At 62.3% G+C, this 25,280-nt stretch carries 26 protein-coding genes; 15 read left to right on the forward strand and 11 right to left on the reverse strand.

Annotated features, from left to right (window positions below; translation table 11 throughout):
• Positions 1-227 precede the first annotated feature (227 nt).
• The 14 genes from P0X85_RS04090 (at position 228) to P0X85_RS04155 (ending at position 12,070) form a co-directional block, all read left to right on the forward strand.
• Complete coding sequence (locus P0X85_RS04090) at positions 228-422, forward strand: hypothetical protein (RefSeq protein WP_275808893.1); 195 nt, start codon at positions 228-230, stop codon at positions 420-422.
• A 257-nt stretch (positions 423-679) separates the two neighbouring features.
• A complete protein-coding gene (locus P0X85_RS04095) occupies positions 680-874 on the forward strand; it encodes a hypothetical protein (RefSeq protein ID WP_275808896.1) in 195 nt (64 codons plus the stop codon).
• 272 nt (positions 875-1,146) lie between these two features.
• Positions 1,147-1,341: a hypothetical protein gene (locus tag P0X85_RS04100; RefSeq protein ID WP_275808893.1), complete on the forward strand. Its 195-nt coding sequence runs from the start codon at positions 1,147-1,149 to the stop codon at positions 1,339-1,341.
• A gap of 210 nt (positions 1,342-1,551) precedes the next feature.
• Positions 1,552-1,737 (forward strand): hypothetical protein, encoded by a 186-nt coding sequence (locus P0X85_RS04105; RefSeq protein ID WP_338030514.1) that lies wholly within the window; start codon positions 1,552-1,554, stop codon positions 1,735-1,737.
• 130 nt (positions 1,738-1,867) lie between these two features.
• The gene (gene cpaB, locus P0X85_RS04110; RefSeq protein ID WP_275808900.1) at positions 1,868-2,737 is read left to right on the forward strand and encodes a Flp pilus assembly protein CpaB; all 870 of its coding nucleotides are present in this window, start codon (positions 1,868-1,870) and stop codon (positions 2,735-2,737) included.
• 215 nt (positions 2,738-2,952) lie between these two features.
• Positions 2,953-4,374, forward strand: coding sequence for a type II and III secretion system protein family protein (locus P0X85_RS04115; RefSeq protein WP_275808904.1), 1,422 nt, complete (start codon positions 2,953-2,955; stop codon positions 4,372-4,374).
• A gap of 24 nt (positions 4,375-4,398) precedes the next feature.
• On the forward strand, positions 4,399-5,055 hold the full coding sequence (locus P0X85_RS04120) for an OmpA family protein (RefSeq protein WP_275808906.1): 657 nt from the start codon (positions 4,399-4,401) through the stop codon (positions 5,053-5,055).
• A 255-nt stretch (positions 5,056-5,310) separates the two neighbouring features.
• Positions 5,311-6,579: a CpaE/TadZ family protein gene (locus tag P0X85_RS04125; protein WP_275808909.1), complete on the forward strand. Its 1,269-nt coding sequence runs from the start codon at positions 5,311-5,313 to the stop codon at positions 6,577-6,579.
• 25 nt (positions 6,580-6,604) lie between these two features.
• Positions 6,605-8,068 carry a TadA family conjugal transfer-associated ATPase gene (locus tag P0X85_RS04130; protein ID WP_275808912.1) on the forward strand — a complete coding sequence of 488 codons (1,464 nt, stop codon included), beginning with the start codon at positions 6,605-6,607 and terminating at the stop codon, positions 8,066-8,068.
• A gap of 12 nt (positions 8,069-8,080) precedes the next feature.
• Positions 8,081-9,049, forward strand: coding sequence for a type II secretion system F family protein (locus tag P0X85_RS04135; protein ID WP_275808914.1), 969 nt, complete (start codon positions 8,081-8,083; stop codon positions 9,047-9,049).
• Between the two features lie 10 nt (positions 9,050-9,059).
• On the forward strand, positions 9,060-10,067 hold the full coding sequence (locus P0X85_RS04140) for a type II secretion system F family protein (protein ID WP_275808917.1): 1,008 nt from the start codon (positions 9,060-9,062) through the stop codon (positions 10,065-10,067).
• A gap of 37 nt (positions 10,068-10,104) precedes the next feature.
• Positions 10,105-10,674, forward strand: a complete 570-nt coding sequence (locus P0X85_RS04145) for a tetratricopeptide repeat protein (RefSeq protein WP_275808920.1) — start codon at positions 10,105-10,107, stop codon at positions 10,672-10,674.
• A gap of 24 nt (positions 10,675-10,698) precedes the next feature.
• Entirely contained in the window at positions 10,699-11,562 is an 864-nt protein-coding gene (locus tag P0X85_RS04150; protein ID WP_275808923.1) for a tetratricopeptide repeat protein, read from the forward strand.
• Positions 11,563-11,566: 4 nt separating this feature from the next.
• Positions 11,567-12,070 carry a prepilin peptidase gene (locus P0X85_RS04155; protein WP_275808927.1) on the forward strand — a complete coding sequence of 168 codons (504 nt, stop codon included), beginning with the start codon at positions 11,567-11,569 and terminating at the stop codon, positions 12,068-12,070.
• Positions 12,071-12,178: 108 nt separating this feature from the next.
• Here P0X85_RS04155 and P0X85_RS04160 read toward each other — a convergent pair whose 3' ends face one another.
• The gene (locus tag P0X85_RS04160; RefSeq protein ID WP_275808931.1) at positions 12,179-13,807 is read right to left on the reverse strand and encodes a hypothetical protein; all 1,629 of its coding nucleotides are present in this window, start codon (positions 13,805-13,807) and stop codon (positions 12,179-12,181) included.
• 179 nt (positions 13,808-13,986) lie between these two features.
• On the opposite strand from P0X85_RS04160, the gene P0X85_RS04165 reads away from it, so the two are divergent.
• On the forward strand, positions 13,987-15,297 hold the full coding sequence (locus P0X85_RS04165) for an ATPase (RefSeq protein WP_275808934.1): 1,311 nt from the start codon (positions 13,987-13,989) through the stop codon (positions 15,295-15,297).
• Positions 15,298-15,309: 12 nt separating this feature from the next.
• Here the strand turns inward: P0X85_RS04165 and P0X85_RS04170 are convergent, their stop codons facing one another.
• The 10 genes from P0X85_RS04170 to pal form a co-directional block, all read right to left on the reverse strand.
• Positions 15,310-16,095: a LytTR family DNA-binding domain-containing protein gene (locus P0X85_RS04170; protein WP_275808937.1), complete on the reverse strand. Its 786-nt coding sequence runs from the start codon at positions 16,093-16,095 to the stop codon at positions 15,310-15,312.
• An 88-nt stretch (positions 16,096-16,183) separates the two neighbouring features.
• Positions 16,184-17,074: a bifunctional methylenetetrahydrofolate dehydrogenase/methenyltetrahydrofolate cyclohydrolase FolD gene (gene folD / locus P0X85_RS04175; RefSeq protein ID WP_275808940.1), complete on the reverse strand. Its 891-nt coding sequence runs from the start codon at positions 17,072-17,074 to the stop codon at positions 16,184-16,186.
• Positions 17,071-17,376: a chorismate mutase gene (locus P0X85_RS04180; protein ID WP_275808943.1), complete on the reverse strand. Its 306-nt coding sequence runs from the start codon at positions 17,374-17,376 to the stop codon at positions 17,071-17,073. The genes folD and P0X85_RS04180 overlap by 4 nt, the downstream gene beginning before the upstream one ends.
• A 77-nt stretch (positions 17,377-17,453) precedes the next feature.
• Complete coding sequence (locus P0X85_RS04185) at positions 17,454-19,121, reverse strand: formate--tetrahydrofolate ligase (RefSeq protein WP_275808946.1); 1,668 nt, start codon at positions 19,119-19,121, stop codon at positions 17,454-17,456.
• Positions 19,122-19,211: 90 nt separating this feature from the next.
• Positions 19,212-19,805, reverse strand: coding sequence for an MOSC domain-containing protein (locus tag P0X85_RS04190; RefSeq protein WP_275808949.1), 594 nt, complete (start codon positions 19,803-19,805; stop codon positions 19,212-19,214).
• Positions 19,805-20,611, reverse strand: a complete 807-nt coding sequence (locus P0X85_RS04195; protein WP_275808952.1) for a methyltransferase domain-containing protein — start codon at positions 20,609-20,611, stop codon at positions 19,805-19,807. The genes P0X85_RS04190 and P0X85_RS04195 overlap by 1 nt, the downstream gene beginning before the upstream one ends.
• Positions 20,612-20,613: 2 nt before the next feature.
• Positions 20,614-22,515 carry an ATP-dependent zinc metalloprotease FtsH gene (gene ftsH, locus P0X85_RS04200; protein WP_275808955.1) on the reverse strand — a complete coding sequence of 634 codons (1,902 nt, stop codon included), beginning with the start codon at positions 22,513-22,515 and terminating at the stop codon, positions 20,614-20,616.
• 78 nt (positions 22,516-22,593) lie between these two features.
• Complete coding sequence (gene tilS, locus P0X85_RS04205; protein ID WP_275808958.1) at positions 22,594-23,889, reverse strand: tRNA lysidine(34) synthetase TilS; 1,296 nt, start codon at positions 23,887-23,889, stop codon at positions 22,594-22,596.
• Positions 23,886-24,713: a tol-pal system protein YbgF gene (gene ybgF / locus P0X85_RS04210; RefSeq protein ID WP_275809786.1), complete on the reverse strand. Its 828-nt coding sequence runs from the start codon at positions 24,711-24,713 to the stop codon at positions 23,886-23,888. The genes tilS and ybgF overlap by 4 nt, the downstream gene beginning before the upstream one ends.
• A gap of 6 nt (positions 24,714-24,719) precedes the next feature.
• Positions 24,720-25,241, reverse strand: coding sequence for a peptidoglycan-associated lipoprotein Pal (gene pal / locus P0X85_RS04215; protein ID WP_275808960.1), 522 nt, complete (start codon positions 25,239-25,241; stop codon positions 24,720-24,722).
• Positions 25,242-25,280 lie beyond the last annotated feature (39 nt).

Consider the following 25,280-nt stretch of genomic DNA (forward strand, 5'->3'; position numbering starts at 1 on the left):
GGGCCGGAACCCTATAACTGCAAAAATTTTTGGAAATTTTATTCATTAAAATCAAAGCAATACACAGATTTCAACCTAAAGGTTTACAATTCGTAAAAACGCCCAGAGGGCGCCCCAATCTTGCCACCTTCCAGCAGTCATATGTAGCCATGCCGCGATGCAGAGGCCCAGGTCAGAGGTGGCTGACGGTAACGCGGACCGACATTCAGACCCCAAGGAGAGATCCAATGAAACTGTTCAAACTGACCCGCAAGTTCCGCAACGAAGAAGACGGCGCTGTGACCGTTGACTGGGTTGTGCTCACCGCTGCTGTCGTCGGCCTCGGCGCCGCCGCCCTCGCGCTGATCCGCACCGAAACCGAGACCCTGACCCAAGACATCGCCGACTACCTGGCGACCGCGTCGGTCAAGACCTCGTTCTAAGAATATCGCAAGCCCCGGCTTGCAAGGCCGCGCCTCAGGGCGCGGCCTTTTCTGTGGCTTGGGGCGCGGCGCAACCCAATCGAGCTGATGTTGCGGCACCATCTGTCAATTGTTGCAAACGCCCCCAAGACTTCCCGAACGCGCCAAATTCAGGACATTATTTACCACGATAACATCGTCATACCGCGATGAAGGGCCAAGCAGAGCCGCCCAAGACGCTGCGGGGCGACCCGCAGGGCTAAACTACGGAGAATGACATGAAACTGTTCAAACTGACCCGCAAGTTCCGCAACGAAGAAGACGGCGCCGTGACCGTTGACTGGGTTGTGCTCACCGCCGCCGTCGTCGGCCTCGGCGCCGCCGCCCTCGCGCTGATCCGCACCGAAACCGAGACCCTGACCCAAGACATCGCCGACTACCTGGCGACCTCGTCGGTCAAGACCTCGTTCTAAGAATATCGCAAGCCCCGGCTTGCAAGGCCGCGCCCAAGGGTGCGGCCTTTTCTGTTGTTGCACGTCGATGTCAGGCCGCGCGCGGCAAGAAGCATCAGGTTGACGTTAAGGTAATCTTAAAATCATCCCCTAAAAGCCCCGAACAATTCTTCAACCCGCCCCATTCAAGACACGATTCACCGCGATAACAGGGCCATACCGCGATGCAGGGCCAGCAGAGATGCCCAAGACGCTCCGCGGCGACCCTGCAAACTTAAGCTCTGGAGAGTGACATGAAACTGTTCAAACTGACCCGCAAGTTCCGCAACGAAGAAGACGGCGCCGTGACCGTTGACTGGGTTGTGCTCACCGCCGCCGTCGTCGGCCTCGGCGCCGCCGCCCTCGCGCTGATCCGCACCGAAACCGAGACCCTGACCCAAGACATCGCCGACTACCTGGCGACCGCGTCGGTCAAGACCTCGTTCTAAGAATATCGCAAGCCCCGGCTTGCAAGGCCGCGCCCAAGGGCGCGGCCTTTTCTGTTGCTTGGGGTGCGAATTTTCTGCCCCTGGGAACCGCAAAGCCCAAACAAATCCCGAATTCGCCCCATTTCCGCCGCACGCGCCCCCGATAAAGGGTGCAAGTGGGCGGTCAACCGCCACAGTGACACAAGAAAGGTCTGAAGGATGAGCATGGAAATGGGACAGCTCCGCAAACGTTTCGCCGAGGAAGACGGCGCCGTGACAGTTGACTGGGTCGTTCTGACCGCATCGATCGTCTCCCTGGGGATGATTGTGGGCGGCGTGATCTGGGGTGAAGCCGACAACGCCGCGATGGATGTCGCCTCGTTCCTCGGCAGCCAATCGGTTTCGACCAGCTTCTGAAGCACGCCCACGATTGTATCGGGCCCAAAATTGTTGCCCGAGCGTCAACAATTTGCCGCATTTGGCGGTGAGACTCGTTTTCGAGGCGTGAACTCTGTCGCGTTCGCCTCAAACGTGGAAGGGACTGACGATGCGTATGGTATTTGCTTTATTTCTGGCGGTCGGGCTCGGGCTCGCGGGGATTGCGGTCTACATGGCCCAAAATCAGATCTCCCGCTATCAGGCCGAACGTGACTATCTGCGCGAGGCGCAGAAGAACGCGCCGCTTCTCGTCGATGTCGTCGTGACCAAACGCCCGCTGAAATACGGCGAACGCTTTAGTGTGACCGATCTTGAAGTGATCAAGGTGCAGGCCAAGAAAGTGCCCGAAGGTACCTTTGCCCGCATCACCGCGCCGCAAGAATCCCCTGAAGCCGCCCGCGCCGTGTTCTTCGAGGGCGAGACCCGCCCCCGCGCCGCGCTGCGCTCCTATGAAATGTTTGAACCGGTTCTGGCGAAGAAAATAACCCAGCCGGGTGTCGATGCCGGCATCACCGCGAACCTCTCACCCAACATGCGCGCCTTCACGATTCAGGTTGACGTTGCCTCGGGCGTGTCCGGTTTCCTGCGCCCTGGCGACCGGGTCGATGTCTACTGGTCAGGTAAAGCCAACAACATGCCGGTGACCAAACTCATCGACACCAACCTGCGCCTGATCGCCATCGACCAGAGTGCCGACGCCGATCGCTCGGAAGAAACCAAGATCGCACGCACGGTGACCGCCGAAGTCTCGCCCGAACAGGTCGCCGCGCTGACGCTCGCGCAATCGACCGGACGACTGACCCTCTCGCTGGTCGGGATGGCCGATACGACCGAGGTCGGTGCCATTGAAATTGACTCCAACACGCTCTTGGGGATTGAGGAAGCCGAAGCCGTGGTCATTCAGCAAGAGAAAGTCTGCACCATTCGCAACCGCAAGGGCGGCGAACTGGTCGAAGTGGAAATTCCCTGCACGAACTGACCTTTAGGTTACTTGTGAACAAGATCACAGGCTCGCCCCTCGGGGCGGGCCTTCGTGTATCTGTGACCAGTTATCCACAGCAGAAGCTGCCTCCAAACGTTTGATTCTTGCAATAAAACCCGATTTCTTGCATGGTGCGAAAAGTATAGAGCGGAAAAATCGCAAAAGCAGGCGTCAGACCTGTGAAATGGCGTGATCGGAGAGGCAGGATCACAATGGCAATGAGAACCATCTTCAAGGCATGTCTTCTGGGCGTTGCACTTGGCACTTCGGCAATGACGCCGGTGCATTCGGAAACCCTGCGCGTCATGTCGGGCTCCACGTCGAGTCCCCTGAACGTCCCCATGAACCGCGCTGTTGTCGTCGAAAGCGATGTTCCCTTCGCGGAATTGTCGATCGCGAATCCCGGTATTGCCGACATCACGACACTGTCGGATCGCACGATTTATCTCCTGGGCAAGCTGCCGGGCCGGACGACGATGACCATCGTCGGCGCGGACGGGAAGCTGATCACCAATGTCGAAGTTCAGGTGACGCCCGATATCGGCGAGTTCAAAGAACGCCTCAAACAGATCCTGCCCGGCGAAAATATCGAGGTGCGCACCGCGAATGACGGTATCGTGCTCTCCGGGACGGTCTCCTCGACCGCCAAGCTCGACCGGGCACTCGACCTTGCCAAACGTTACGCCCCCGATCGCGTCTCGAACCTGATGACCGTCGGCGGGACGCAACAGGTTATGCTGAAGGTCCGCTTTGCAGAGATGCAGCGCTCGGTCTCGAAGAACCTGTCCTCATCGCTGGCGCTGCGTGGCACCGTGGGCGGTGGCTCGGCGGCGACCGGACTGATCGGCGGCACCGGCAACTTCACGCAAGACGGTGCGGTCACCGGCGCGTTCAACAGCGGCGCGATCCCGATCTCGGGCGACCGTGGTGCTTTGGGCGTCGGCTTCACCGCTGGCAACATGGAATTCGCCATTCTTCTCGAAGCTCTGGAATCGAAGGGCGTGGTTCGCACACTTGCGGAACCGAACCTGACCGCCTTGTCGGGCCAGGTCGCCAAGTTCCTCGCAGGTGGCGAATACCCGATCCCGGTGGTCGGCGACGACAACGGAATTTCCATTGAATACAAACCCTTCGGTGTGGAAATGGCGTTTACGCCCCGCGTCGTGGATGGGGACCTTATCAACCTTGAAATCGCAGCGGCCGTCTCGGCCATCGACACCTCTGTAACGATGCAATCGGGTGGCTTCTCGGTGAACGCGTTCAAGCGCCGCGAAACCTCGACCACGGTCGAGATGCGCGACGGCGAGAGTTTTGCGATCGCCGGTCTGCTTCAGGATGACTTCAACGATCTGAACGACCAGATCCCGTGGCTCGGCGATGTGCCGGTGCTGGGGGCGCTGTTCCGCTCGGCGCAGTATGAGCGCAAGCAATCCGAATTGGTGATCATCGTCACCCCGCATCTGGTGACGCCCACCCGTGGCGAGGCGCTGGCGCTGCCGACGGATCGTGTACGCCCGCCATCGGAGGCCGATCTGTTCCTCTTCGGCAAGACCGAGGCTACCCCGCGCAGTGGGGCCGCCGCAGAAGTGGCCAAGCAGGACTTCTCGGGGTCCTACGGCTATGTGATGGAGTGAGCCATGAAGAGTCAGGGGCAGGCCATGAACGCAACGAAACTCTTCGCGCTGACACTCTGTGCGGGTCTCGCGCTCGCAGGCTGTAACAAGCAAACCGTGCGGGCCTTCTACTCGGAGGCCGGCGGGCAGCTCGATCAGTCGGGCTTTGGCAATTCGACCATGAACAACACGCTGGTGCAGTCGGGCGCGCGCGACTACGCGATCTCGCTCACCAAGCGCTTTGCGGCGGATGTGCCCAACACGGTCAATTTCGCCTTTAACCAATCGACCCTGACCCCCGAGGCACAGGCCATTCTGCGCCGTCAGGCGGATTGGATCCGCCAGTTCCCCGAGGTACGGTTCCGCGTCTACGGTCACACTGATCTGGTTGGCTCGAACGCCTACAACAAATCGCTCGGCCTGCGCCGTGCGCAAGCGGTCGTCGCCTACCTTTCGACGCAGGGCATCTCGCGCTCGCGGCTCGAAGCGGTTGTTTCCTACGGCGAAACGCAACCTCTGGTTTACACGCAGGCACCGAACGAACAAAACCGCCGCACCGTGACCGAGGTGTCGGGCTTCGTCTCCTCGCACCCCTCCGTGCTTAACGGCAAGTATGCAGAGGTAATTTTCCGCGAATACGTGCAGTCCGCCTCGGTTCTGCCGATCACGAAAATCGACGGATCGACCACCAGCGGCGAATGATTCGCCTTCTGGCATTGTTTCCAGTTGAAGCGGGCTTTGGAAAACAAAGCCCGCTTTTTTCGTCCATCGTGTCCCAAATCCCCACAATTAAAACAATCTGGCCCCAATCTCGCCAACTTTGAACGCGAGATTTGACGATGAGAGAACAGGCATGACCCCGAGTCGTGCATTGGTCTGCTTCGGTCCGGGGGCTTTTCAGCCATTCACCCCTCCCCGATCGCCACGGCAGGCCGAATAGAAAAGGACCTGAGGCCCATGAGTGCAGCTGCAGTCTTGACCCCGGAACCGGCACCGATCCTCGCTTGCACGGTGTCGCGCGACGTGTCGAATTTCGATCTGCTGATCGAAGACATGGAAACCGAACTCGGCGAAAGCTGGGGCGATCTGACTTTTGACGACGCGGTGCTGTTCCTGACGCAGCCCGATGCGGAACATCTCGAATTCATCGCGATCGCCGTCGATGGCGAGGACGAGGACGACCTGCAACGCATTTCCGGGATCATCTCGACCGCCAAGGAAAAGGGCATCCGCGTCATTCTGATCGCGGAAGAGGTCAGCCCCATCGCGCTGCATCAGCTTCTGCGCCTCGGCGCCGATGACTTCGTGCCCTACCCGCTTCCCGAAGGCGCCCTGCACGACGCGATCGAGCGTCTGGGGCAAGGCGATGCCCCGGCAGAGCTTCCCGAGCACGCCCAACAGCCCACCTTCAACGCCACCGGCGGCAAGGATGGCGTGGTGCTGGCGGTTCATGGGCTGGCGGGCGGCGTGGGTGCCACGACCTTCGCGGTCAACCTCGCATGGGAACTGGCCAGCCTGCATGACGGAAACAAGAAAGCGACCGGGCACCCGCCGCGTGTCTGCCTGCTCGATCTCGACCTGCAATTCGGCTCGACCGCGACCTATCTCGACCTGCCCCGCCGCGAACTGGTCTACGAGTTGCTCTCGGACACCGCGCATATGGATGCCGAAGCGTTCAAGCAGGCTCTGCTGAGTTTCAACGACAAGCTGCATGTGCTGACCGCCCCCGTGGATATGCTGCCGCTCGATCTGCTGACCGCCGAAGACGTGGAGCGGGTGATCGACATGGCGCGGGCGAATTTCGATTTCGTCGTCGTCGACATGCCCTCGACCGTGATTTCCTGGACGGAAACGGTGCTCAACCACGCGCATGTCTATTTCGCGATGATGGAGCTCGACATGCGCTCGGCGCAAAACACGCTGCGGATGCTCCGCGCGCTGCGCTCCGAGGGGCTTCCGGCAGAAAAGCTTCGTTATGTGCTGAACCGCGCGCCGAAATTTACGGACCTGACCGGGAAATCGCGCGTCAAGCGCATGGCAGAAAGCCTCGACATTGCGATCGAGGTGCTGCTGAGCGATGGCGGCAAGGCCATCACCCAGGCGAATGACCATGGCCTACCGCTGGCCGCGACAATCGCCAAACATCCGCTCCGCAAGGAAATTCAGAAACTTGCGCAATCCATCGCCGAACTGAACGACGCCGCAGAGGCCGTTGCGCAGGGGTGATCCCTAGTTGAGGTAAGAGGCCGCCATGTTCTCGCGCTACAAGAAACCGGGTCCGCAAACCGCCCAGCCCAAAGGGTCGTCCGCGCCACTGTCGGCTGTTGCCCCGCAAGCGGCGGCAAGCCCGAGGGCTGCGACCCCCGCCTCGGCACCGGTGCACCGCAAACCGCTGAGCCCGGCCGCCGTGGCCGCAGCGCCCGCAGGCGACAAAGAGCGGAAGCGCAAGGAGCGCATGTCGGAGATCAAGGTCGCGCTGCACAAGCGACTCCTCGAAAACCTGAACCTCGCCGCACTGGAAAACGCCCCCGAGAAAGAGCTGCGCGCGGAAATCGCGGCAATCTCGAGCGAAGCGCTGGCCGAGATGACAGTGGCACTCAACGCCTCCGACCGGCAGGCGCTGAACCAGGAACTCTATGACGAGGTGATGGGTCTTGGCCCGCTCGAGCCGCTACTCAAGGACGAAACGGTCAACGATATTCTCGTGAACGGCCCGCAGCAAATTTTCGTCGAACGCGCCGGCAAGCTCGAACTCACCGACATCACCTTCAAGGACGAACGCCACCTGCTGCGGATCATCGACAAGATCGTGTCCGCTGTGGGACGCCGCGTCGATGAATCGAACCCCTATGTCGACGCCCGTCTTGCCGACGGCTCGCGTTTCAACGCGATGGTGCCGCCAATTGCGGTGGATGGCTCGCTGGTCTCCATCCGGAAGTTCAAGAAAGACAAGCTGGGGATCGACGATCTCGTTCGCTTCGGGGCCTTCACCGAGGAAATGGCCGCCTATCTTCAGGCCGCCGTGTCGACCCGCCTCAACGTGATCGTGTCGGGCGGGACGGGTTCGGGTAAGACCACGACGCTCAACGCGCTGTCATCGTTCATCGACAACTCCGAGCGAATCCTGACGATCGAAGACACGGCCGAACTTCAGCTTCAGCAGATCCATGTGGGCCGGATGGAAAGCCGCCCGCCAAACGTCGAGGGCAAGGGTGCCGTGACGCAGCGCGACTGTCTGCGCAACGCACTGCGGATGCGTCCGGACCGGATCATCGTGGGCGAAACCCGCGGTGAAGAGGTCATCGACATGCTGCAAGCCATGAACACGGGCCACGACGGTTCGATGACCACGATCCACGCGAACTCCGCGCGCGATGGTATTTCGCGTCTGGAAAACATGGTTTCGATGGCCGGCATCGAGATGCCTATCAAGGCGATGCGCTCTCAGATCGCCTCGGCTGTGAACCTCATCGTGCAGGCCTCGCGTCTGCAAGACGGCTCGCGCCGGATGACCTCGATCACCGAGATCACTGGCATGGAAGGCGACGTGATCTCGATGCAGGAAATCTTCCGCTACGAGCGTCTGGGCCTTGCCCCCGATGGCAAGATCATCGGCCGCTTCACCGCGACCGGCGTGCGCTCGCACTATTCGGATCGCTTCCGCCAATGGGGCTACGACCTGCCGGCCTCGATCTACGAACCGGTTCAGGACTAAGGAGAGCCGCCGATGATCATTTCACCGACACCCATCATCTACGCGCTGATCTTCGTCGCGGTCATCCTGCTGGTCGAGGGCATCTATGTGCTCGTCTTCGGCAAGTCGATCTCGCTCAACAAACGGGTGAACCGCCGGCTTGAACTGCTCGACAAGGGCGGTCGCCGCGAAGATGTGCTCGAGCAGCTTCGCAAAGAGGCCAATCAGCACCGCGACAGCAAGGGCATCCCGCTTTACTCGCTGCTTGCCACCAAGGCGCAGCGGGCGAATATCGCCTTTTCGCCGCCGATGCTGCTGGCGATGATGGGGGTCGCAACCGTCGTCGCCTTTCTCGGGTTGTCGATTGCCACGCAGGCCGGCCTGATCATGCGCATCGCGCTCGCTGTCGGGATGGGCGTGGGCGGGATCTATTTCTGGGTTGCCAGCAAAGCGAAGAAACGGCTCTCGCTCGCCGAGGAACAGCTCCCCGACGCGGTGGAGCTGATGGTGCGCTCACTGCGCGTCGGTCACCCCTTCGCCTCCGCCATTCAGGCCGTCGCCAAGGAGATCCCCGACCCGCTCGGCTCTGAATTCGGGATCATCGCGGACGAAGCCGCCTATGGGCGCAACGTGGCGGACAGTATCCGCGACCTCGCCGAACGTCTCGACATGCAGGATTTGCGCTTCCTCGCCGTGGCCGTCTCGATTCAGCAAACCTCGGGCGGCAACCTCGCCGAGGTGCTCGAAGGTCTCGCCAAGGTGATCCGTTCACGCTTCCGGCTGTTCCGCCGTGTGCGGGCCATCACCGCCGAACCGAAATGGTCCGGTATGTTCCTGTCGGGCTTTCCCGTCGCCGTTCTCGTGGTGATCCAGGTGGTCGCCCCGAACTATTACGACGCCGTCAAGGAAACCCCCGCCTTCATGCCCGCCGCTATCATCGTCTTTGCGCTTCTGGGCGCCAACGTCATCTTCATGAAGGTGATGACAACAATTAAGGTCTGAGGATTTTTCCATGGATATCAATGCCATCATGACCATGTTGACCGACACCCTCGGCCCGCTCGGGCCGGTCATCGCGATGGCCGCGATTGGCGGGGTGATGGTGCTGGCGACGCTGCCGATCCTGCTCAAGAAACGCGTGGACCCGCTCGACAAGCTGCGCAGCGCCGCAGCCCATCCGGGCGGCACGGCCGATGGCAAGGGTAAGGACAAAGCGCCGCAAAAGCTGCGCCATGGCGGCGGCTCGGACAAGCTTGAGAAATACGCAGGCTTCCTCGAACCCAAGAATACCGAGGAACTCTCGGAATCGCGCAAATGGCTGCAACGCGCGGGCTATCGCGACCCGAATGCGGTGCGGACCTTCCACGCGATCCAATTCGCCATGGGCCTTGGGTTTCTGGCGCTTGGCGTGGGCTACGTCATCATCGCAAACGCCTCGGAGAGCGGCGGGCTTTCGACGACCATGTCGATTGTCGCTGTCCTGATGCCGGGCGCTTTTGGCTATTACGCGCCCAAACGTTGGGTGAACCAACGCGTAGAGGCGCGCCGCGCCGAAATCCAGAACGGCTTCCCCGACGCACTCGACATGCTGCTGGTCTGCGTCGAGGCGGGACAGTCGCTCGACCAAGGGATCATTCGCGTCTCGAAAGAGCTCGCAACGTCCTACCCCGCGATGTCCGAAGAATTCGCAACCGTCGCGCATGAGATCAAGGCCGGTCTCGACAAGCCGACGGTTCTGCGCAGCTTCGGCGAGCGCACGGGCGTGCCGGACGTGCAGAGCTTCGTGACCGTGATGATCCAGTCGCAACAATTCGGTACGTCGATTGCCGAGGCACTCCGCCTCTACGCCGCCGACATGCGCGACAAGCGGATCATGCGCGCCGAAGAGGCTGCGAACAAGATCCCGACGAAAATGACGCTGGGCACCATGATGTTCACGGTTCCCCCGCTGCTCATCATCCTTGTCGGTCCCTCGGTCCATGATATGCTTGAGAACTTCAAGATGATTGGCGCCCACTGAACGCATAACGCGCAGGGCCCACGGAACAGGCGAACCCATGTCCCAAGCCCTGCGCGGCCCCCTTCTGATCGCATTGCTTTCAGCCAGTCTGGCCGCCTGTTCATCGGGCGGCCTCACGCCATTGAAGGGTAGCCCCTACGCCCCGGGCACCACCGAACGCGGCGAGGCCATCGACGGGCTGACCGTCGGACACAGGCTGATGGCGGCAGGCGAACATGAGCTCGCGCTCAAGGCCTATTACCGCGCCGCAGCCGACAAGGGGATGACGGTCGATGTGCTCTCGGCGATCGGCTCCGCGAACCTGAAATTGGGGCGCTTGGGGCAGGCCGAACAAATCCTGCGCCGCGCCATCGAAGCGGACGAGCGCTTCGTCCCCGCTTGGAACAACCTCGGCGTCGTGCTGATGGAAAAGGGCGAAACCGCAGAGGCGGCGCGCGTCTTTGAAACCGCCTATGCGCTTGATAGTGGCCAATCTGACTCGATCCGGCAAAACCTGCGACTGGCGCTCGCAAAAAACCAGAATCCGGGTTATGTTGCCGATGAGGACAAGAGTTTCTCGCTCGTCAGGCGGGGTGCAGGCGAATATCTCCTTCTGACGCAGCTGTGAGGCACGAGCAAAAGGACGCGAAACATGCGCCACCCGATCTTTATCGCCGCCCTTCTGGGCAGCGCCGTAGCCCTGTCGGGCTGCGTGAAGAATAACGAAGCCGAAGAAGTCACGCGCGCCATGGAAAGCGTGAACGCCATCGACGGCACGAACCTCTCGGACATCATGCTGACGGTGGGCGACCCGGAAGAGGCCGTCGCCTATTTCACCCGCAGCGCGAACGAAAACCCCGACCGGATCGACCTGCGCCGCGGTCTGGCCAAGTCGCTTGTGCGCGCGAACAAACCCGCCCAAGCCGCGAAAGTCTGGGACCAGGTCCTCGGCATGGAGGGCGCGAACGATTCCGACCGCGTCGCCAAGGCCGATGCGCAGATCCGCGCCAATGACTGGGACGGGGCCGAAGCGACACTGAACACGATCCCGCCAACCTACGAGACCTTCGAGCGCTACAAGCTTGAAGCGATGGTCGCAGATTCCAAGAAACAGTGGAAGAAGGCCGACAGCTTTTATGAAGTGGCGACTGGCCTGACGACCCGTCCGGGTGGCGTACTCAACAACTGGGGCTATTCCAAGCTGACCCGCGGCGATGCGAAAGGGGCCGAGAAGCTCTTTGCCGAGGCGCTGACCTACGATCCGTCGAAATTCACCACCAAGAACAACCTCGTTCTCGCCCGCGCCAGCCAGCGCAAATATGACATGCCGGTCATCGACATGAGCCAGACGGAGCGCGCACAACTGCTTTACACGGCGGCGCTTTCGGCGATCAAACAGGGCGATGTCACGATCGGGCGGGGCCTCTTGCAAGAGGCCGTGGATACCCATCCGCAGCATTTCGACGAGGCCGCGCGCGCCCTTGCCGCCCTTGACGCGAACGTGGCCAAAGGCTGATCCGGTGCTTGGACTGACGCCGTCACAATCCGCCCTCGCCTTTCTGATCCTCGTCACCCCGATCTGTGCCTGGGTGGCCTATACGGATCTGAAATACATGAAGATCCGCAACACGGCGGTCATGGCGCTGGTGGCCGTTTTCGCCATCGCCGGGCCGTTCCTGCTGCCGCTCGATGTCTATGCGTGGCGCTGGACGCATCTGGTGATCGTACTGGTGATTGGCTTCGTGCTGAACCTGATCGCGCATTTCGGGGCGGGCGACGCCAAGTTCGCCGCCGCCGCCGCGCCCTTCTTCTCGTCCAACAGTTCGCATATCTCGCTGACCGTGATGCTCTTGACCGCGTTCCTGCTCGGCGCCTTCGCCGCGCATCGCGTCATGCGCTCGATCCCGGCTGTGCGCGCCATGGCCCCCGATTGGGTGAGCTGGACCCGCAAGGATTTCCCGCTGGGCCTTGCACTCGTCGGCACGCTTTGGAGCTATCTGCTGATCATCGCGCTGACGACCTGAGTGCAGCGAGGGCGCGCTGCCCCCTCTGGGCTTTGCCCATTGGCTTCCAGAGTATTCCAGGCTTGATGAAGATGATAAGGGAGCCATCACGATGGCTCCCTTGGCTTTTCAACCCTTGCTCGGTCGATAGAGGATGAAGGTCTCGGTCCGCATCTCTTCGGACAGCGTCCAGCCCCCGGTCTCGATCGCCTTAAGGATCTCGGCACGGCGCGGCAGGTTGGTGGGGCAAAGCGGCACGAGAACGTGGTCCGCCACATCCAGACCCGGCGTGCCCGCGTAATACCAAGGCGCCCCGCCTTCGAGCGGCTTGAAGTCGCCATAGAGCCAGAGCGCCGAGAAGAGATCCGCCACCAGAATGCCCGAGCCGCCATAGCCCGCACCTTCAAGCGTGCGGGCGGTGGTCTCGAACCACGCATTATAGCCGGTGCTGAGTTCGCAATCCGCGAGGGTCTCGCCGTTGATCGCCAAGGGCGGGGTGTCCTCATCACCGAGCGGGACGACATAGTCGCTATAGGTGTCAAGCTCGTCCCAGCCCATCTGGTTCATCACCACCCGATAGACACGGGGCTTGCCAACCAGAATGTCGTGATGCTGCGGGCGCTGCGACAGGAGCGGCACCACCTCTTCGGCAGTCGAGAAATAGAGCCGGAACGGGCTCCAGATCATGTTGATCGCCGAGGCCGCGCCAAGCGCGAGCGCGAAAGTTCCCGCCACGAGCAATGCCTGATCGAGCCGGATACCAAGCGCGTTCGTCCGCGTCGTTTCCGGGCGCAGTCCAAGCGCCAAGAGCGCAAGCAGGATCAGCCACTGCGGATCGTTGCCAAAGTTCTGATAGGTCACATAGACGAAGCCCGGCATGAGAAAAAGCAGCACCAACCCCGCCACCATCGCGCCCGACTGGCGCAGGAAAATCACGCTCGCCAGAACCGCGAATGTACCCGCCATGTAGGCCGGCGCGACGAGGATACCGCCCAGCGAGAGACCGGGGGCCGCCCGCGTGGCGGAGGTCGCCACGGTGAACAGGTCGCGCAGATAGGCGAACCAGAACCGCGTGGTAAAAATGCCGGTCACCGCCGCCGCGACCGTAAGACCCGCCAGCAGCGCGACGAGCAGTGTTTTCCAATCACGTCGGGCGAGCAGCGCGATGACGATAGCCGGGAAAAAGGCCGCAAAATAGGTGACCTTGATCAGCGCCATGGCAGCGAGCGCGAGACCGATCAGCGTGCCGTCAAGAAGTGGACGACGCGGACCCAGCGGCTCCAGCATGGCCAGCGGAATAGCGATATAGGCCAGCGCCCAAGCCCAGCGGTTATAGTGCATGGAGACAGAAATCGCCGGGTTCGCCTCGCCATGCACAAGCGCCAAGACCAGCACGATCACATAGGCCGCAAAGCCCCATGCGAACCAGCCGGTGAAGCGCGAGAGCGCCGTGCGCAGGATCGGCCCGAACAGAACAAGCGCCAGCGCCGCCTGCGCGGCGAGAAATGCCATCCCGATCCCAAGACCTGCTTGAACGAAGACTGCAATCGGCCAGATCGACAGAATCCCAAGCGGCGTCATGAAGTCGAAATGGGGGATCTGCCCCGCCTCGGCCATGCGCAGAACCAGATCGGCGAGGTGCAGGGTGTCGCCCTCATGCTTGGCGACGATCAACTCTCCCTTGAGGAGCGGCAGCACCGCCATCACAAGGGCCACAAGCCCCATGACGACACCTAGGCGCAGCGAATTCGCGCGCATTCCACCCATTCTCGCCATCAATTCCCAGCCTCTCCGCTCTTTTTCCCATTTTTGGCCACAATAGCCGCGCATCTTGGCGCTGTGAATCCGTTTAGCGGAGAATTGCGGTGCGTAAATGGCACGCCAGAGGCAAAGCCGCGAAACCGCTGAACGCGCGCCAGAGCAGATAGGACAGGCAGATGAACATGATTGCGTCGAATGTGATCGCCCCCTCGCAACCCAAGAGCCTCGCCGAGGTCGGGCTGACGACGGTGATGATGCGGGACATCCTGCTCAAAACGATGTTCCGGACCAATATCGACACCGCCTCGGGACTCTCGAAAGTGATCTGCCTGCCGATCACGCTGACGCAGGAACTGATCGACCTGTGCCGGACGCAGCGGCTCGTCGAAGCGACGGGGACGCTGCACGCAAACTCGGGCGGGGAAATGGGCTACCAACTGTCTGATGCCGGCAAGGCACGCGCGCTCGATGCGCTCTCGCAGTCGGAATATTACGGCGCGATGCCGGTGCCGTTGACGGATTACCAGCAGCAGATGAAGCGCCAGTCGATCCGCAACATCCAACTCACGCGCCAACAGCTTCTCAAGGCGATGGGGCACCTGATCCTGCCGCCCGATCTGATCGACCAACTCGGCCCGGCGGTCGGTTCGGGGCGCTCGATCCTGATGTATGGCCCGCCCGGCAACGGGAAATCCTCGATCTCGAACGGTATCCGCGACGCTTTGGGCGATTTCATCTACATTCCGCGCTCGGTCGAATATTCCGGGCAGGTCATCACGGTGTTCGACCCGATCGTGCACACGCCGGCGCCGCAGCCCGAAGAAGACCCGACAAGCCTGCGCAAGAAAGGGATGCAGTTCGACCAGCGCTACATCTATTCCGAGCGCCCGACCGTGATCACCGGCGGTGAATTGTCGCTCGAAATGCTCGACTTGACCTACAACCCGACCGCGCGCACCTATACCGCGCCCCTGCAAATGAAATCGTCGGGCGGCGTCTTCATCGTGGACGACCTTGGTCGTCAGGCCGAACCGCCGCAAAAGCTCGTCAACCGCTGGATCGTGCCGCTCGAAGAAAGCCGCGATATTCTGGCCCTGCAATCGGGCGAGAAATTCGAGGTGCCCTTCGACACGCTGGTGATCTTCTCGACCAACTTCCACCCCAACGAGATCTTCGATAAAGCGGCACTGCGCCGGATCTTCTTCAAGATCAAGATCGATGGGCCGAACCAATCGGACTTCCTCAAGATCTTCTCGATGGTCGCCAAGAAGCGGAAGATGCCGCTCAACGAAAAGGCGCTCGTGCACCTGCTCAAGGTGAAATACCCCACCATCGACAATATCTATGCGAACTATCAGCCGATCTTCCTGATCGACCAGATGATCTCGATCTGCGAGTTCGAGGGCATCCCCTATCAGATGACGCCCGAATTGGTGGATCGCGCCTGGTCCAACATGTTCGTGCGCGAAGAAAAGATCGAGCACTGACCTTCACGGCGGCTACTCAGCCGCCGCTTGCTTTTCCGGCAGGTCAATCGCCTCGACATCGGATATATAGGTGCGCGAGACCGGGATCAGCGCGCCATCGGTTGTGCGCAGAAACATCTTCGAGCGCTCCCGTCGCACCGCGAGGATCGCATCCGTCGCCACCCAATGCGAGCGGTGCACCCGCAGGCCGGGAATGCCCTCGGCCTCGGCAATGGCATCTGCGAAGCGGATGAGAACGCTCTCCGTGCCCGATGGGCGCACCACATCGACATAGTGATCGCGCACCTGCATCCGAAGGATCGGCTGCGTCTGATCTCCGCTCAGCCGGTCATAAATGCGCGGCGGCCCCTCACTGTTCCGCACCTCGCTACGCTGTGCAATCGCGCTCTCCGAAGCGAGCGCGTGGCGCAGCGTCGAGGTGGCCATGGAGGTGATGAACACATAAGCCGCCATTTCAAGCGCATTGGGCGCAGATGCAGGATCACTCGTCGCGAGCGCGGCGCAGATCAGGTAGAAGGGCGGGGTCAGCACCAGCGTCGCCAGCACCGCAAGCGAGAACGACTCTGGCAGGTAACGGCGCAGCCCAAGATAGTCCTGCACGATCACGCGCAGCGCCGCCCCGATCAGGATCGCCACGGCCAGAATGACCGGCCAGAAGATCAGACGGTTGAAAAAGCTCTGGCTGACGATTGTTCCAAACGGTCCCGCAACAACCCCAATGACCGATGTCACCACCCAGATCACCGGAAGCACCGGCAGCATGACCGCCGCCTTGTAGAGAGACCAGAACCGCAACATCTGGCAGCACCGTATTAACCATTACCAAAGGCATAGCTATCCAATGGGATAGGCGCTGACAATGCGATATATCTTCGGAAATTCCCCCTTAGGCGGTCAGCCCCTCGGGCTCGCGCAACCCGTTTGCGCGGCAGCAGGCGGTGACGGTGTTGGCGAGCAGGCAAGCGATGGTCATCGGACCGACGCCGCCCGGGACCGGGGTGATCGCACCGGCCACCGCGGCCGCGCTCTCGAAATGCACGTCACCCACGAGCTTTTTCTTGCCGCCCCGCTCGATCCGGTTGATGCCCACGTCGATCACCGTTGCACCGGGTTTGACCCAGTCGCCGGGGATCATTTCAGGGCGCCCAACCGCCGCCACAAGGATATCCGCGCCCTTGCAGACCGCCGCCAAATCCTTGGTCCGGCTATGCGCGATCGTCACCGTGCAGCTATCGCCCAGAAGAAGCTGCGCCATCGGTTTGCCGACGATATTCGAGCGCCCCACCACCACGGCGTTCAGCCCCGACAGGCTCCCGTGATGGTCGCGCAGCATCATCAGGCAGCCCAGCGGCGTGCAGGGCACCATCGACTTCTGACCTGTGCCGAGCAACCCGACATTCGAGATATGGAACCCGTCCACATCCTTGCCCGGCGCGATCGAGTTGATCACCAGATCACTGTTGAGATGTGCGGGCAGCGGCAGTTGCACGAGGATACCATGCACCGCCGGATCGTTATTCAGGCGCTCAATCAGCGCAAGCAAATCGGCTTCCGAGGTCTCCGCCGGCAGCTTGTGCTCGAAGGAATTCATCCCGACCTCGAGCGTCTGCTTGCCCTTGTTGCGCACATAAACCTCGGAGGCCGGGTCGTCGCCTACAAGCACCACCGCAAGACCGGGCGTCACCCCCTGCACTTCCTTAAGCCGCGCCACATGCGCCGCAACCTTCTCACGCACCTGCGCCGCAAATGCCTTGCCGTCGATGATCTTGGCCGTCATGCCGGGTCCCCTTTGCCCAAAACCTGTTCTTCCTGCGCAATGAAATGCTCGATCATCTCACGCCACAGGCGCTCGGCCAGACCCGGGTCCAAACCCGCGACCTCGGCCTTTGCGCAAACCTTTGCCACCACATCCTCGACCCGCTCGGGAATTCGGGCTGGCAGCTTCTCGCCTTGCTTGAGCTGTGCGGCGCGCGCGATATACCGCGTGCGTCGCGCCAGCAGTTCAACGATCTGCTCGTCGAGCGCGTCGATCTCGACGCGCAGTTCAAGCATGGTTCCGATCTGATCGGGCTCTTTCATAGGGCCTCCACGACTAGGGTGCGTGCGCACCGCTGCTATCGCAGTTTATGCCGCCCTGCTCAAGCCTTGCACCCCGATCAGAACAAGCCTTCGGTCTCGCCTGCGGCATTCAGCCGGATCGAGGCCGCCGCCGGCACGCGCGGAAGGCCCGGCATAGTCATGATCTCACCGCAGATCACCACGATGAACCCTGCCCCCGCGCTCAGCCGCACCTCGCGGATCGGAACAGTGTGACCAGAAGGCGCACCCCGCAGATTCGGGTCAGTCGAGAATGAATATTGCGTCTTGGCCATGCAGATCGGCAACTTGCCATGGCCCGCCGCCTCCCACTCGCGCAACTGGTCGCGGATCTTCTTGTCCGCGATCACCTCGCCTGCGTGATAGATGCGGCGTGCAATCGTATCGATCTTGTCGAACAAGCTCATGTCATCCGGGTAGAGCGGCGCAAAGTGGCTCTCGACTTCGGTGAGCGCCACAACCCTACGTGCGAGATCCTCGGCCCCAGCGCCGCCATCGGCCCAGTGCTTGCACACGATCGCTTCGGCACCCTGGCTCGCGGCATAGTCCTTGACCGCCTGAATCTCGGCTTCGGTATCGGTGGTGAAGTGGTTGATCGCCACGACCACCGGAACGCCAAAGCTCTTGGTGTTGGCGATGTGGCGGCCCAGATTCGGACAGCCCCTGACGACGGCCTCGACATTCTCGGTGCCCAGATCGGCCTTGGCCACGCCGCCGTTCATCTTCATCGCGCGCACGGTCGCAACGATAACCGCCGCCGCCGGCTTCAGACCCGCCTTGCGGCACTTGATGTCGAAGAACTTCTCGGCGCCCAAATCGGCCCCGAAGCCTGCTTCGGTCACGACATAATCCGCCAGTTTCAGCGCGGTTTGCGTGGCGATGACCGAGTTGCAGCCATGCGCGATGTTCGCGAACGGGCCGCCATGGACGAAAGCCGGGGTGTGCTCGAGCGTCTGCACGAGGTTCGGCTGCATCGCCTCCTTGAGCAGCACAACCATTGCGCCATCAGCACCGATTTGCGCGCAGGTGATCGGCGTGCGGTCGCGCCGATAGGCCACCACGATCCGCCCCAGGCGCTCTTGCAGGTCATCGAGATCCTTGGACAGGCACAGGCAAGCCATGACCTCGGAGGCCACGGTGATATCGAACCCGGTCTGACGCGCAAAGCCGTTGGACACACCGCCCAGACCGACCACTACGTCGCGCAAAGCACGATCGTTCATGTCCATGACCCGCTTCCACGTGATCCGGCGCTCGTCGATCTCGAGCTCATTGCCCCAATAAATGTGATTGTCGATCATCGCGGAAAGCAGGTTATGCGCCGCCGTGATCGCGTGGAAATCGCCGGTGAAGTGGAGGTTCATCTCCTCCATCGGCACGATCTGCGCGTAACCGCCCCCCGCGGCCCCCCCCTTCATCCCGAAATTCGGGCCAAGGCTCGCCTCGCGGATACAGATCGCGGTTTTCTTGCCGATCCGCTGGAGCCCGTCTCCCAAGCCGACCGTGGTCGTCGTCTTGCCCTCGCCAGCGGGCGTCGGGTTGATCGCCGTCACGAGGATCAGCTTGCCGTCCGTCCTGCCGTTCAAGCCTGTGATAAATTGCGCATCTACCTTGGCCTTGTCACGTCCGTAGGGGATCAGCGAGTCTTCGGGAATTCCAAGTTTGGCGCCGATCTCTGTCATCGGGCGTTTGGCGGCGGCACGGGCGATCTCGATATCTGTCAGCATAAGGCTCCTCCTGATGCGCAGAGCCTAACGGCATCGCGCGCGCCGGTGACGGATCGGAAGCGACCTATTCACGACGTAAATCGCCGCAGATCAGCCGCGCGCCTCATCGAAATGCGACCAGATACGTTGATCGGGGATATGCAGGCGCAGGCTTTGCCCAAGTTCGAGCGTGCCGGGCCGCTCCACCCATGCGGTCACCCCGCGCCGCCCTGACGCGGCGGGCTTGTAGCGCGCGCCGAAGCCCTCGTGCTGCGCTTCGATCACCTTGCCGGGCAAAACGCAGGCCCGGTTTTCCATATCGACGATGAGACTGACGCCGTCCGGCCCCTGCAAGCGCGAGGAAGGCGGCAGATGCGTCAGATCGGGCAGTCCGCGCAGAACGATCGAAGCCCCAACCCATTGCGGGTCGATCTCGGGGAGTTCCATCGCGATCGCGGTCTTGGCGAGTTCTTCAGACGACAGGATCGTCAACTGGCGCGTGTTCGCGATCTCCGTGCCGCGCGGATGTTGCGCCAGAACACGCGAGCAAGAGAGCCGCGTGCGCCCGCCATGTGCCTCACCCTCGGCCCCATCGAAGCCCAGCACCAAACGCTCGCAAGCGACGGAGGCCAATCCCGCATCGCTCGGGACACGCCCCAAAAATACGATTTCACCAGAAAATTCGGTCGGCTTGAGCGCAGCCATCAACGCACCTGCAAAACGATAAACACCCGCCGGAAGGGGAACAGAACCGAGCCATCGGCCTCGGCAGGATAGGCGGCCTCAAGTGCCGCATCGTAGCGTTTCACGAAGCGTGCGGCCTCTGCCTCGTCGAGTTTCTCGAGGAAGGGGCGCATTGCGGTCGCCTCGGTGAAGCGGCGCACCGGGTGAACATCACCCTCGCGCTCGAGCCGCTGGACATAGTCGGTCTGCCAGATGTCGAGGGCACCAAGCCCGCCGAGCATCCGCGCGTAATCCGTGGGCGAGGCGACAGGCGCTTGCCACCGCTCCAGATCAAAGCGGTCGGGGAACATCTCGGCGGCGAACTCGCGCAGGAAACGGTGCGACGGCGCGCCATATTGGCGAGGCATCTGCACCGCCAGAACGCCGCCCGGGCGCAGCATCCCCGCCAAGCGCGGCAGCAGCGCGCCATGATTGCCCAGCCATTGTAGCGCCGCGTTCGAAAAGATCAGTGCAGGTTGCTTGTTGCTGTCCCAAACCGAGATGTCAGCCAGATCACAACGATCATAGGCCCCGGTCGCCGCCGCCTTCTTGAGCATCGCAGGCGAGCCATCTACGCCCACCAGCTTGCGCTTGGGGTAGCGGTGGTTCAACGCCTCGGCCACCGCGCCCGAGCCACAGCCGAGATCAATGATCCGGCCTTTCTCGGGCAGCGCTGGCACGCGCGCCAGAAGGTCAAGCGCCGGGCGCAGGCGCAGGTCCTTGAAACGCCCATAGGTTTCAGGCGACCAGTCCCCGACGATCCCGTCCTTACCCAGCGCCTTTGCCATGCTCAGGCACTCGGTTCGGGGGCGGCATCGCCACCCTTCTTCTTCGGCTTGGTCTTGGGCAGCGCGGTCACCGAGGGAACATCGCCCGAGGGGCCGTCATCCTGATCGTCGCCGCCAAGGGGTTCGCCCGCGATCACCTTCTTGATCTCGTCACCAGTCAGCGTCTCGTATTCCAGAAGGCCCTGAGCCAGACGCTCCCATTCGGCCTGACGCTCCTCAAGGATGCGCCGCGCCTCCTGATAGCCGGTTTCGATCAGCTCACGAACCTCGCTTTCGATCAGTTCCTTGGTCGTCGCCGACACCGAGAAGCCACCGGTATTGCCCTGATAGCCCTCATGGGCCTCGGAGTAGTCGATATTGCCGACCTTGTCCGACATGCCCCAGCGCATCACCATCGCGCGCGCAATCGCAGACGCCTGCATGATGTCGCCTGCCGGGCCGTTCGAGACATGCTCCTCGCCCCATTTCAGGATCTCGGCCGCCTTGCCCGCCATGGTCATGGCGATCTTCTGCTTGGCCTCGTCCTTGTGATAGTTGAGCTTGTCCATCTCGGGCAGCGAAACCACCATGCCCAGCGCCTGACCGCGCGGAATGATCGTCGCCTTATAGACCGGGTCACATTTCGGCAGCGAGAGTCCAACAATCGCGTGGCCGGCCTCGTGATAGGCGGTCATCTCTTTCTGCTCGGGCGTCAGCACCATCGAGCGCCGCTCGACCCCCAGCATCACCTTGTCCTTGGCGTTCTCGAAATCCTCCATCGTGACAAACCGACGCCCGACGCGCGCCGCCATCAGCGCCGCCTCGTTCACAAGGTTCATCAGGTCCGCCCCCGAGAAGCCCGGCGTGCCGCGCGCGATCACGCGCAGATCGACATCGGGACCGGTCGGCACTTTGCGTGCGTGCACGGTAAGGATCTTTTCGCGGCCTTTGATGTCCGGGTTCGGCACGTGGATCTGACGGTCGAAGCGGCCGGGACGCAGCAGCGCCGGGTCGAGCACGTCTTTGCGGTTCGTCGCGGCGATGATGATGATGCCTTCGTTCGCCTCGAACCCGTCCATCTCGACCAGAAGCTGGTTCAGCGTCTGCTCGCGTTCGTCGTTGCCGCCGCCGATGCCGACACCACGGGCACGCCCCACGGCGTCAATCTCGTCGATGAAGACGATGCACGGCGCGTTCTTCTTCGCCTGTTCGAACATGTCTCGCACGCGGCTCGCACCCACACCCACGAACATCTCGACGAAATCCGAGCCCGAGATGGTGAAGAAGGGCACGCCCGCCTCGCCCGCGATAGCGCGCGCCAAAAGGGTTTTACCAGTGCCGGGCGGGCCGACCAGCAGCGCGCCTTTCGGGATCTTGCCGCCGAGGCGCGAGAACTTCTGCGGGTTGCGCAGGAACTCGACGATTTCCTCAAGCTCTTCCTTGGCCTCATCAATGCCCGCCACATCGTCAAAGGTCACGCGGCCATGCTTTTCGGTCAGCAGTTTGGCCTTCGATTTGCCAAAGCCCATCGCGCCGCCTTTGCCGCCGCCCTGCATCCGGTTCATGAAGAAGATCCAGATCCCGATCAGCACGAGGAAGGGCAGCCACACGCCCAGCAACGACATGAAGCCCGATTGCTCCTGCTTGACCACGCGCACTTGCACACCGCGGTCGATCAGCTTCTCGGCGATCTCGTCGGAGAAGGGTTTGACGGTCGAGAAATTCCCCTCGCTCGTCTGATAGCGCACGTCTTCGCCGTCGATCGTAACCGAGGTGACCTTGCCGTCATTCACCGAGGTCATGAACTCCGAATAGCTTTTCGCGGTTGCGTTCATGTTGCTCTGCCCGTCACCGAAAAGCTGGAACAGCGCCAGGATCAGCAGGAACAGAACAGCCCAGAAGGCAAGATTGCGCGCGTTACCCAAGGGGAATCCTCCAAATATTTCGGGTGCCGCAGCGAGGCGACACCTTTGCAAGAGAAAATAGGGATTACGCGGGCAGGTTCAACGTCTGAATAGCGAAGAGTGAAAAGAGCCGCAGTCAATCCGCGCTTTCCAGCCGTTTTCGAGCCCTGCGAGGGGAGCGGCGACCAGATTTTCACCCTGCCAAACCGCCGGAGAGGCCAATAGCGAGGCGCGCGGGATACCAGTTTCGCGCCAATCGGGGCAGTGGCGCAGCCCCTCGGCGCCGAGAGCGGCGATTTCCTGCCCCGCCTTGGCCGGACCTTCCAGCCGCCAGCGATCCCAGATTTGGCCAACCGGCGCGCGCAACTCGGCCACGGCTTTCGCCTCACGGGTCAGACGCATTTCAGTGTCGGTGACCGTGATCCGGCAGCCATGCAAGGTTCGGTCCGGGCGTTCGCCCCAGCTCATCAGGAAATCGCTCACCTTAGACGCGCGGGGGGCATAGTCCGCGCCGGACACCCAACGCAAGGCGGCCACGATGAGGCGGCGCTGCATCTCGGGATTGCTGCGCCGAAAGGCCATCGCGTCGATCACGACATCGCCCGCAGGCGTCTTGACCGCGGCCTCGGCAAAATCATGGAGGCAGGCGTTCAGCGCGCCCTCGGCCATCGCCAGATGGTGCACAACCGAATTGATCTTCTCGGCGTCGATCCCCAGCGGCTTGAGCGCCGCGAGCGCGTTGCGCGCCTTCACCCGATCAAACCGCGCATTGCTGTTCGAAGGGTCATCGACCCAGCCAATGCCATGCCGGGTGAGATAACCACGCAGCTCGGCCCGGCTTTGCATCAGGAACGGCCGCACCCAGAGGATGCCCTCGGCCTCGAACCGCGCGTGCATACCGGCCAGCCCCTCCAGCCCCGCTTCGCGCGACAGGCGCATAAGAAATGTCTCCGCCTGATCGTCGGACGTATGGCCAAGCGCCACCGACGCGATCCCCCGCGCCCGCGCCCAGTCTCCGATCAGCCGCAACCGCGCGCGCCGCGCCTGATCCATCAGGTTGCCGCTCGGCGCGGGGCCGTCCCAGCGCAACGTGGTGTGGGGAATGTCATGCGTGGCGCAGAACCGGGCCACGAAAGCCGCCTCGTCCGCCGCCTCGGGCCGCAACCCGTGATCCACCGTCACGGCTTCGACGGTGTGAAACTTGGCCAGTAGCGCCAGCGTCGCCATCGAATCCGACCCGCCGGATACCGCCACGCCAATCCGGTCGGTCGGGTAGCGCGGATGCGGGGGAAAGGCGCTGTCCGCCCAATGATAGAGCCACGCATCCTCGGGCGTCATATCGCCCGCAGCCACGGCTGCCTGACGCGCCGCGCTGCCGGTCTCGAAATCGCTCACTGGCAGTTGAGCCGCGTCAAAGCGGCTTGCGCCTCACCAGCAGCCGGGGCCGCGGGGAAGCGCAGCGGCACTTCGGCGAGCGTCGCGCAAGCCTCGACCTGCTGACCCAGATCACCAAGTGCCGTTCCCAGCATCAAAAGCGAATCCGGCGCGCGATTGCCCGTTGGATCGGCAGAGAACGCATCGAGCCACGCCCGCGCCGCCGCCGACGTCTCGCCCGATTGCTTGAGCGCCTCGCCGCGCAGATAAAGCGCCTCGCCGGTCAGGGGGCCGCCCGGGTAGGTTTCGGCAAAGGTCTTAAAGAGGTCAGCGGCGCCGCGAAAGTCACCCTGATCGAGCACCCCCTTGGCCCGATCAAAGTCCGCCTGTTCGTTCATGGCCAGCGATGCACCGGCAGGTGCAGGCGTCGAATTCGGTGCGGGCGCCGTCACCGGATTGGCAGGGGCCGCCGAACCGCCCAAGCTCGCGGTCTGACCGATGCTGCCGATATCGCAGCCCGGTTCCAACTCGCACAGGCGGAATTCGAGATCACCAACCCGGTTCGTCCCGTCCGAAACAACCTGATTGACCCGGTTCTCCAGCGCCTCGGTCCGCGAGGTCAGCCGGCTGAGCTGCGCCTCCATCGAGTCCATCCGCTCAAGCGCCGAGGCACCGCCCGCCGCCTGAATACCCTGCGCGCCCGAAGCCACCAGCTCTTGTCGCAGACCCTGGATCTGCGCCGACAACTGACCCAGCTCTGCCCGGATATCGGCCAGCGTCTGGGCATCCTGCGCCGCGACGGGCAAAGCCGTCACAAGCGCCGCACTCAGCATCAGGGCGCGCAGCATGCCTTAGCTCCCCGCGCCGAGCGAGATCACCGTCACCGCGCGGCGGTTCTTGGCGTAGCAATCCTCGGTCGAACACACTTCGAGCGGGCGCTCCTTGCCGTAGGACACGGTGCGCAGGCGCGAGCCGGCCACACCTTGCGAGATCAGGTATTCCTGCACCGAGTTGGCCCGGCGGGCCCCCAGCGCAAGGTTGTATTCGCGGGTGCCTTGCTCGTCGGCATGGCCTTCGATGATCGCGGCATATTGCGGATGCTGCGAAAGCCACTGCGCCTGCCCCGACAGGGTGGTGCGGGCCTCGGGGCTCAGGGTCGACTGATCGACCGCGAAGAGCACTTTGTCGCCGATCGTCTGGCTGAAATAGGCCGGCGAGTTCGGATCGTTGATACCGCCTTGCGTGATCCCGCCATCGCCATAAGCGCCGCCCGGATCAACCACGCCTGCACCGCCGGCATATTTGTCCGGATTGTTACATGCCGCGAGCGCGAGCCCGGCCAGCACGATCACTGCCTTGGTTCCCAGTTTCATTGTATTACCGCCTTTATTACAGCCCCTTTGGGGTCAAAG

The organism is Pseudothioclava nitratireducens (genome assembly GCF_029210495.1).
Taxonomy (GTDB): Bacteria; Pseudomonadota; Alphaproteobacteria; order Rhodobacterales; family Rhodobacteraceae; genus Pseudothioclava; species Pseudothioclava nitratireducens.

Coding starts and splice junctions, on each gene's coding strand:
- P0X85_RS04090 (WP_275808893.1), top strand. CDS start 228: ATGAAACTGTTCAAACTGACCCGCAAGTTCCGCAACGAAGAAGACGGC.
- P0X85_RS04095 (WP_275808896.1), top strand. CDS start 680: ATGAAACTGTTCAAACTGACCCGCAAGTTCCGCAACGAAGAAGACGGC.
- P0X85_RS04100 (WP_275808893.1), top strand. CDS start 1,147: ATGAAACTGTTCAAACTGACCCGCAAGTTCCGCAACGAAGAAGACGGC.
- P0X85_RS04105 (WP_338030514.1), top strand. CDS start 1,552: ATGGGACAGCTCCGCAAACGTTTCGCCGAGGAAGACGGCGCCGTGACA.
- cpaB (WP_275808900.1), top strand. CDS start 1,868: ATGCGTATGGTATTTGCTTTATTTCTGGCGGTCGGGCTCGGGCTCGCG.
- P0X85_RS04115 (WP_275808904.1), top strand. CDS start 2,953: ATGGCAATGAGAACCATCTTCAAGGCATGTCTTCTGGGCGTTGCACTT.
- P0X85_RS04120 (WP_275808906.1), top strand. CDS start 4,399: ATGAACGCAACGAAACTCTTCGCGCTGACACTCTGTGCGGGTCTCGCG.
- P0X85_RS04125 (WP_275808909.1), top strand. CDS start 5,311: ATGAGTGCAGCTGCAGTCTTGACCCCGGAACCGGCACCGATCCTCGCT.
- P0X85_RS04130 (WP_275808912.1), top strand. CDS start 6,605: ATGTTCTCGCGCTACAAGAAACCGGGTCCGCAAACCGCCCAGCCCAAA.
- P0X85_RS04135 (WP_275808914.1), top strand. CDS start 8,081: ATGATCATTTCACCGACACCCATCATCTACGCGCTGATCTTCGTCGCG.
- P0X85_RS04140 (WP_275808917.1), top strand. CDS start 9,060: ATGGATATCAATGCCATCATGACCATGTTGACCGACACCCTCGGCCCG.
- P0X85_RS04145 (WP_275808920.1), top strand. CDS start 10,105: ATGTCCCAAGCCCTGCGCGGCCCCCTTCTGATCGCATTGCTTTCAGCC.
- P0X85_RS04150 (WP_275808923.1), top strand. CDS start 10,699: ATGCGCCACCCGATCTTTATCGCCGCCCTTCTGGGCAGCGCCGTAGCC.
- P0X85_RS04160 (WP_275808931.1), bottom strand. CDS start 13,807: ATGCGCGCGAATTCGCTGCGCCTAGGTGTCGTCATGGGGCTTGTGGCC.
- P0X85_RS04165 (WP_275808934.1), top strand. CDS start 13,987: ATGAACATGATTGCGTCGAATGTGATCGCCCCCTCGCAACCCAAGAGC.
- P0X85_RS04170 (WP_275808937.1), bottom strand. CDS start 16,095: ATGTTGCGGTTCTGGTCTCTCTACAAGGCGGCGGTCATGCTGCCGGTG.
- folD (WP_275808940.1), bottom strand. CDS start 17,074: ATGACGGCCAAGATCATCGACGGCAAGGCATTTGCGGCGCAGGTGCGT.
- P0X85_RS04180 (WP_275808943.1), bottom strand. CDS start 17,376: ATGAAAGAGCCCGATCAGATCGGAACCATGCTTGAACTGCGCGTCGAG.
- P0X85_RS04185 (WP_275808946.1), bottom strand. CDS start 19,121: ATGCTGACAGATATCGAGATCGCCCGTGCCGCCGCCAAACGCCCGATG.
- P0X85_RS04190 (WP_275808949.1), bottom strand. CDS start 19,805: ATGGCTGCGCTCAAGCCGACCGAATTTTCTGGTGAAATCGTATTTTTG.
- P0X85_RS04195 (WP_275808952.1), bottom strand. CDS start 20,611: ATGGCAAAGGCGCTGGGTAAGGACGGGATCGTCGGGGACTGGTCGCCT.
- pal (WP_275808960.1), bottom strand. CDS start 25,241: ATGAAACTGGGAACCAAGGCAGTGATCGTGCTGGCCGGGCTCGCGCTC.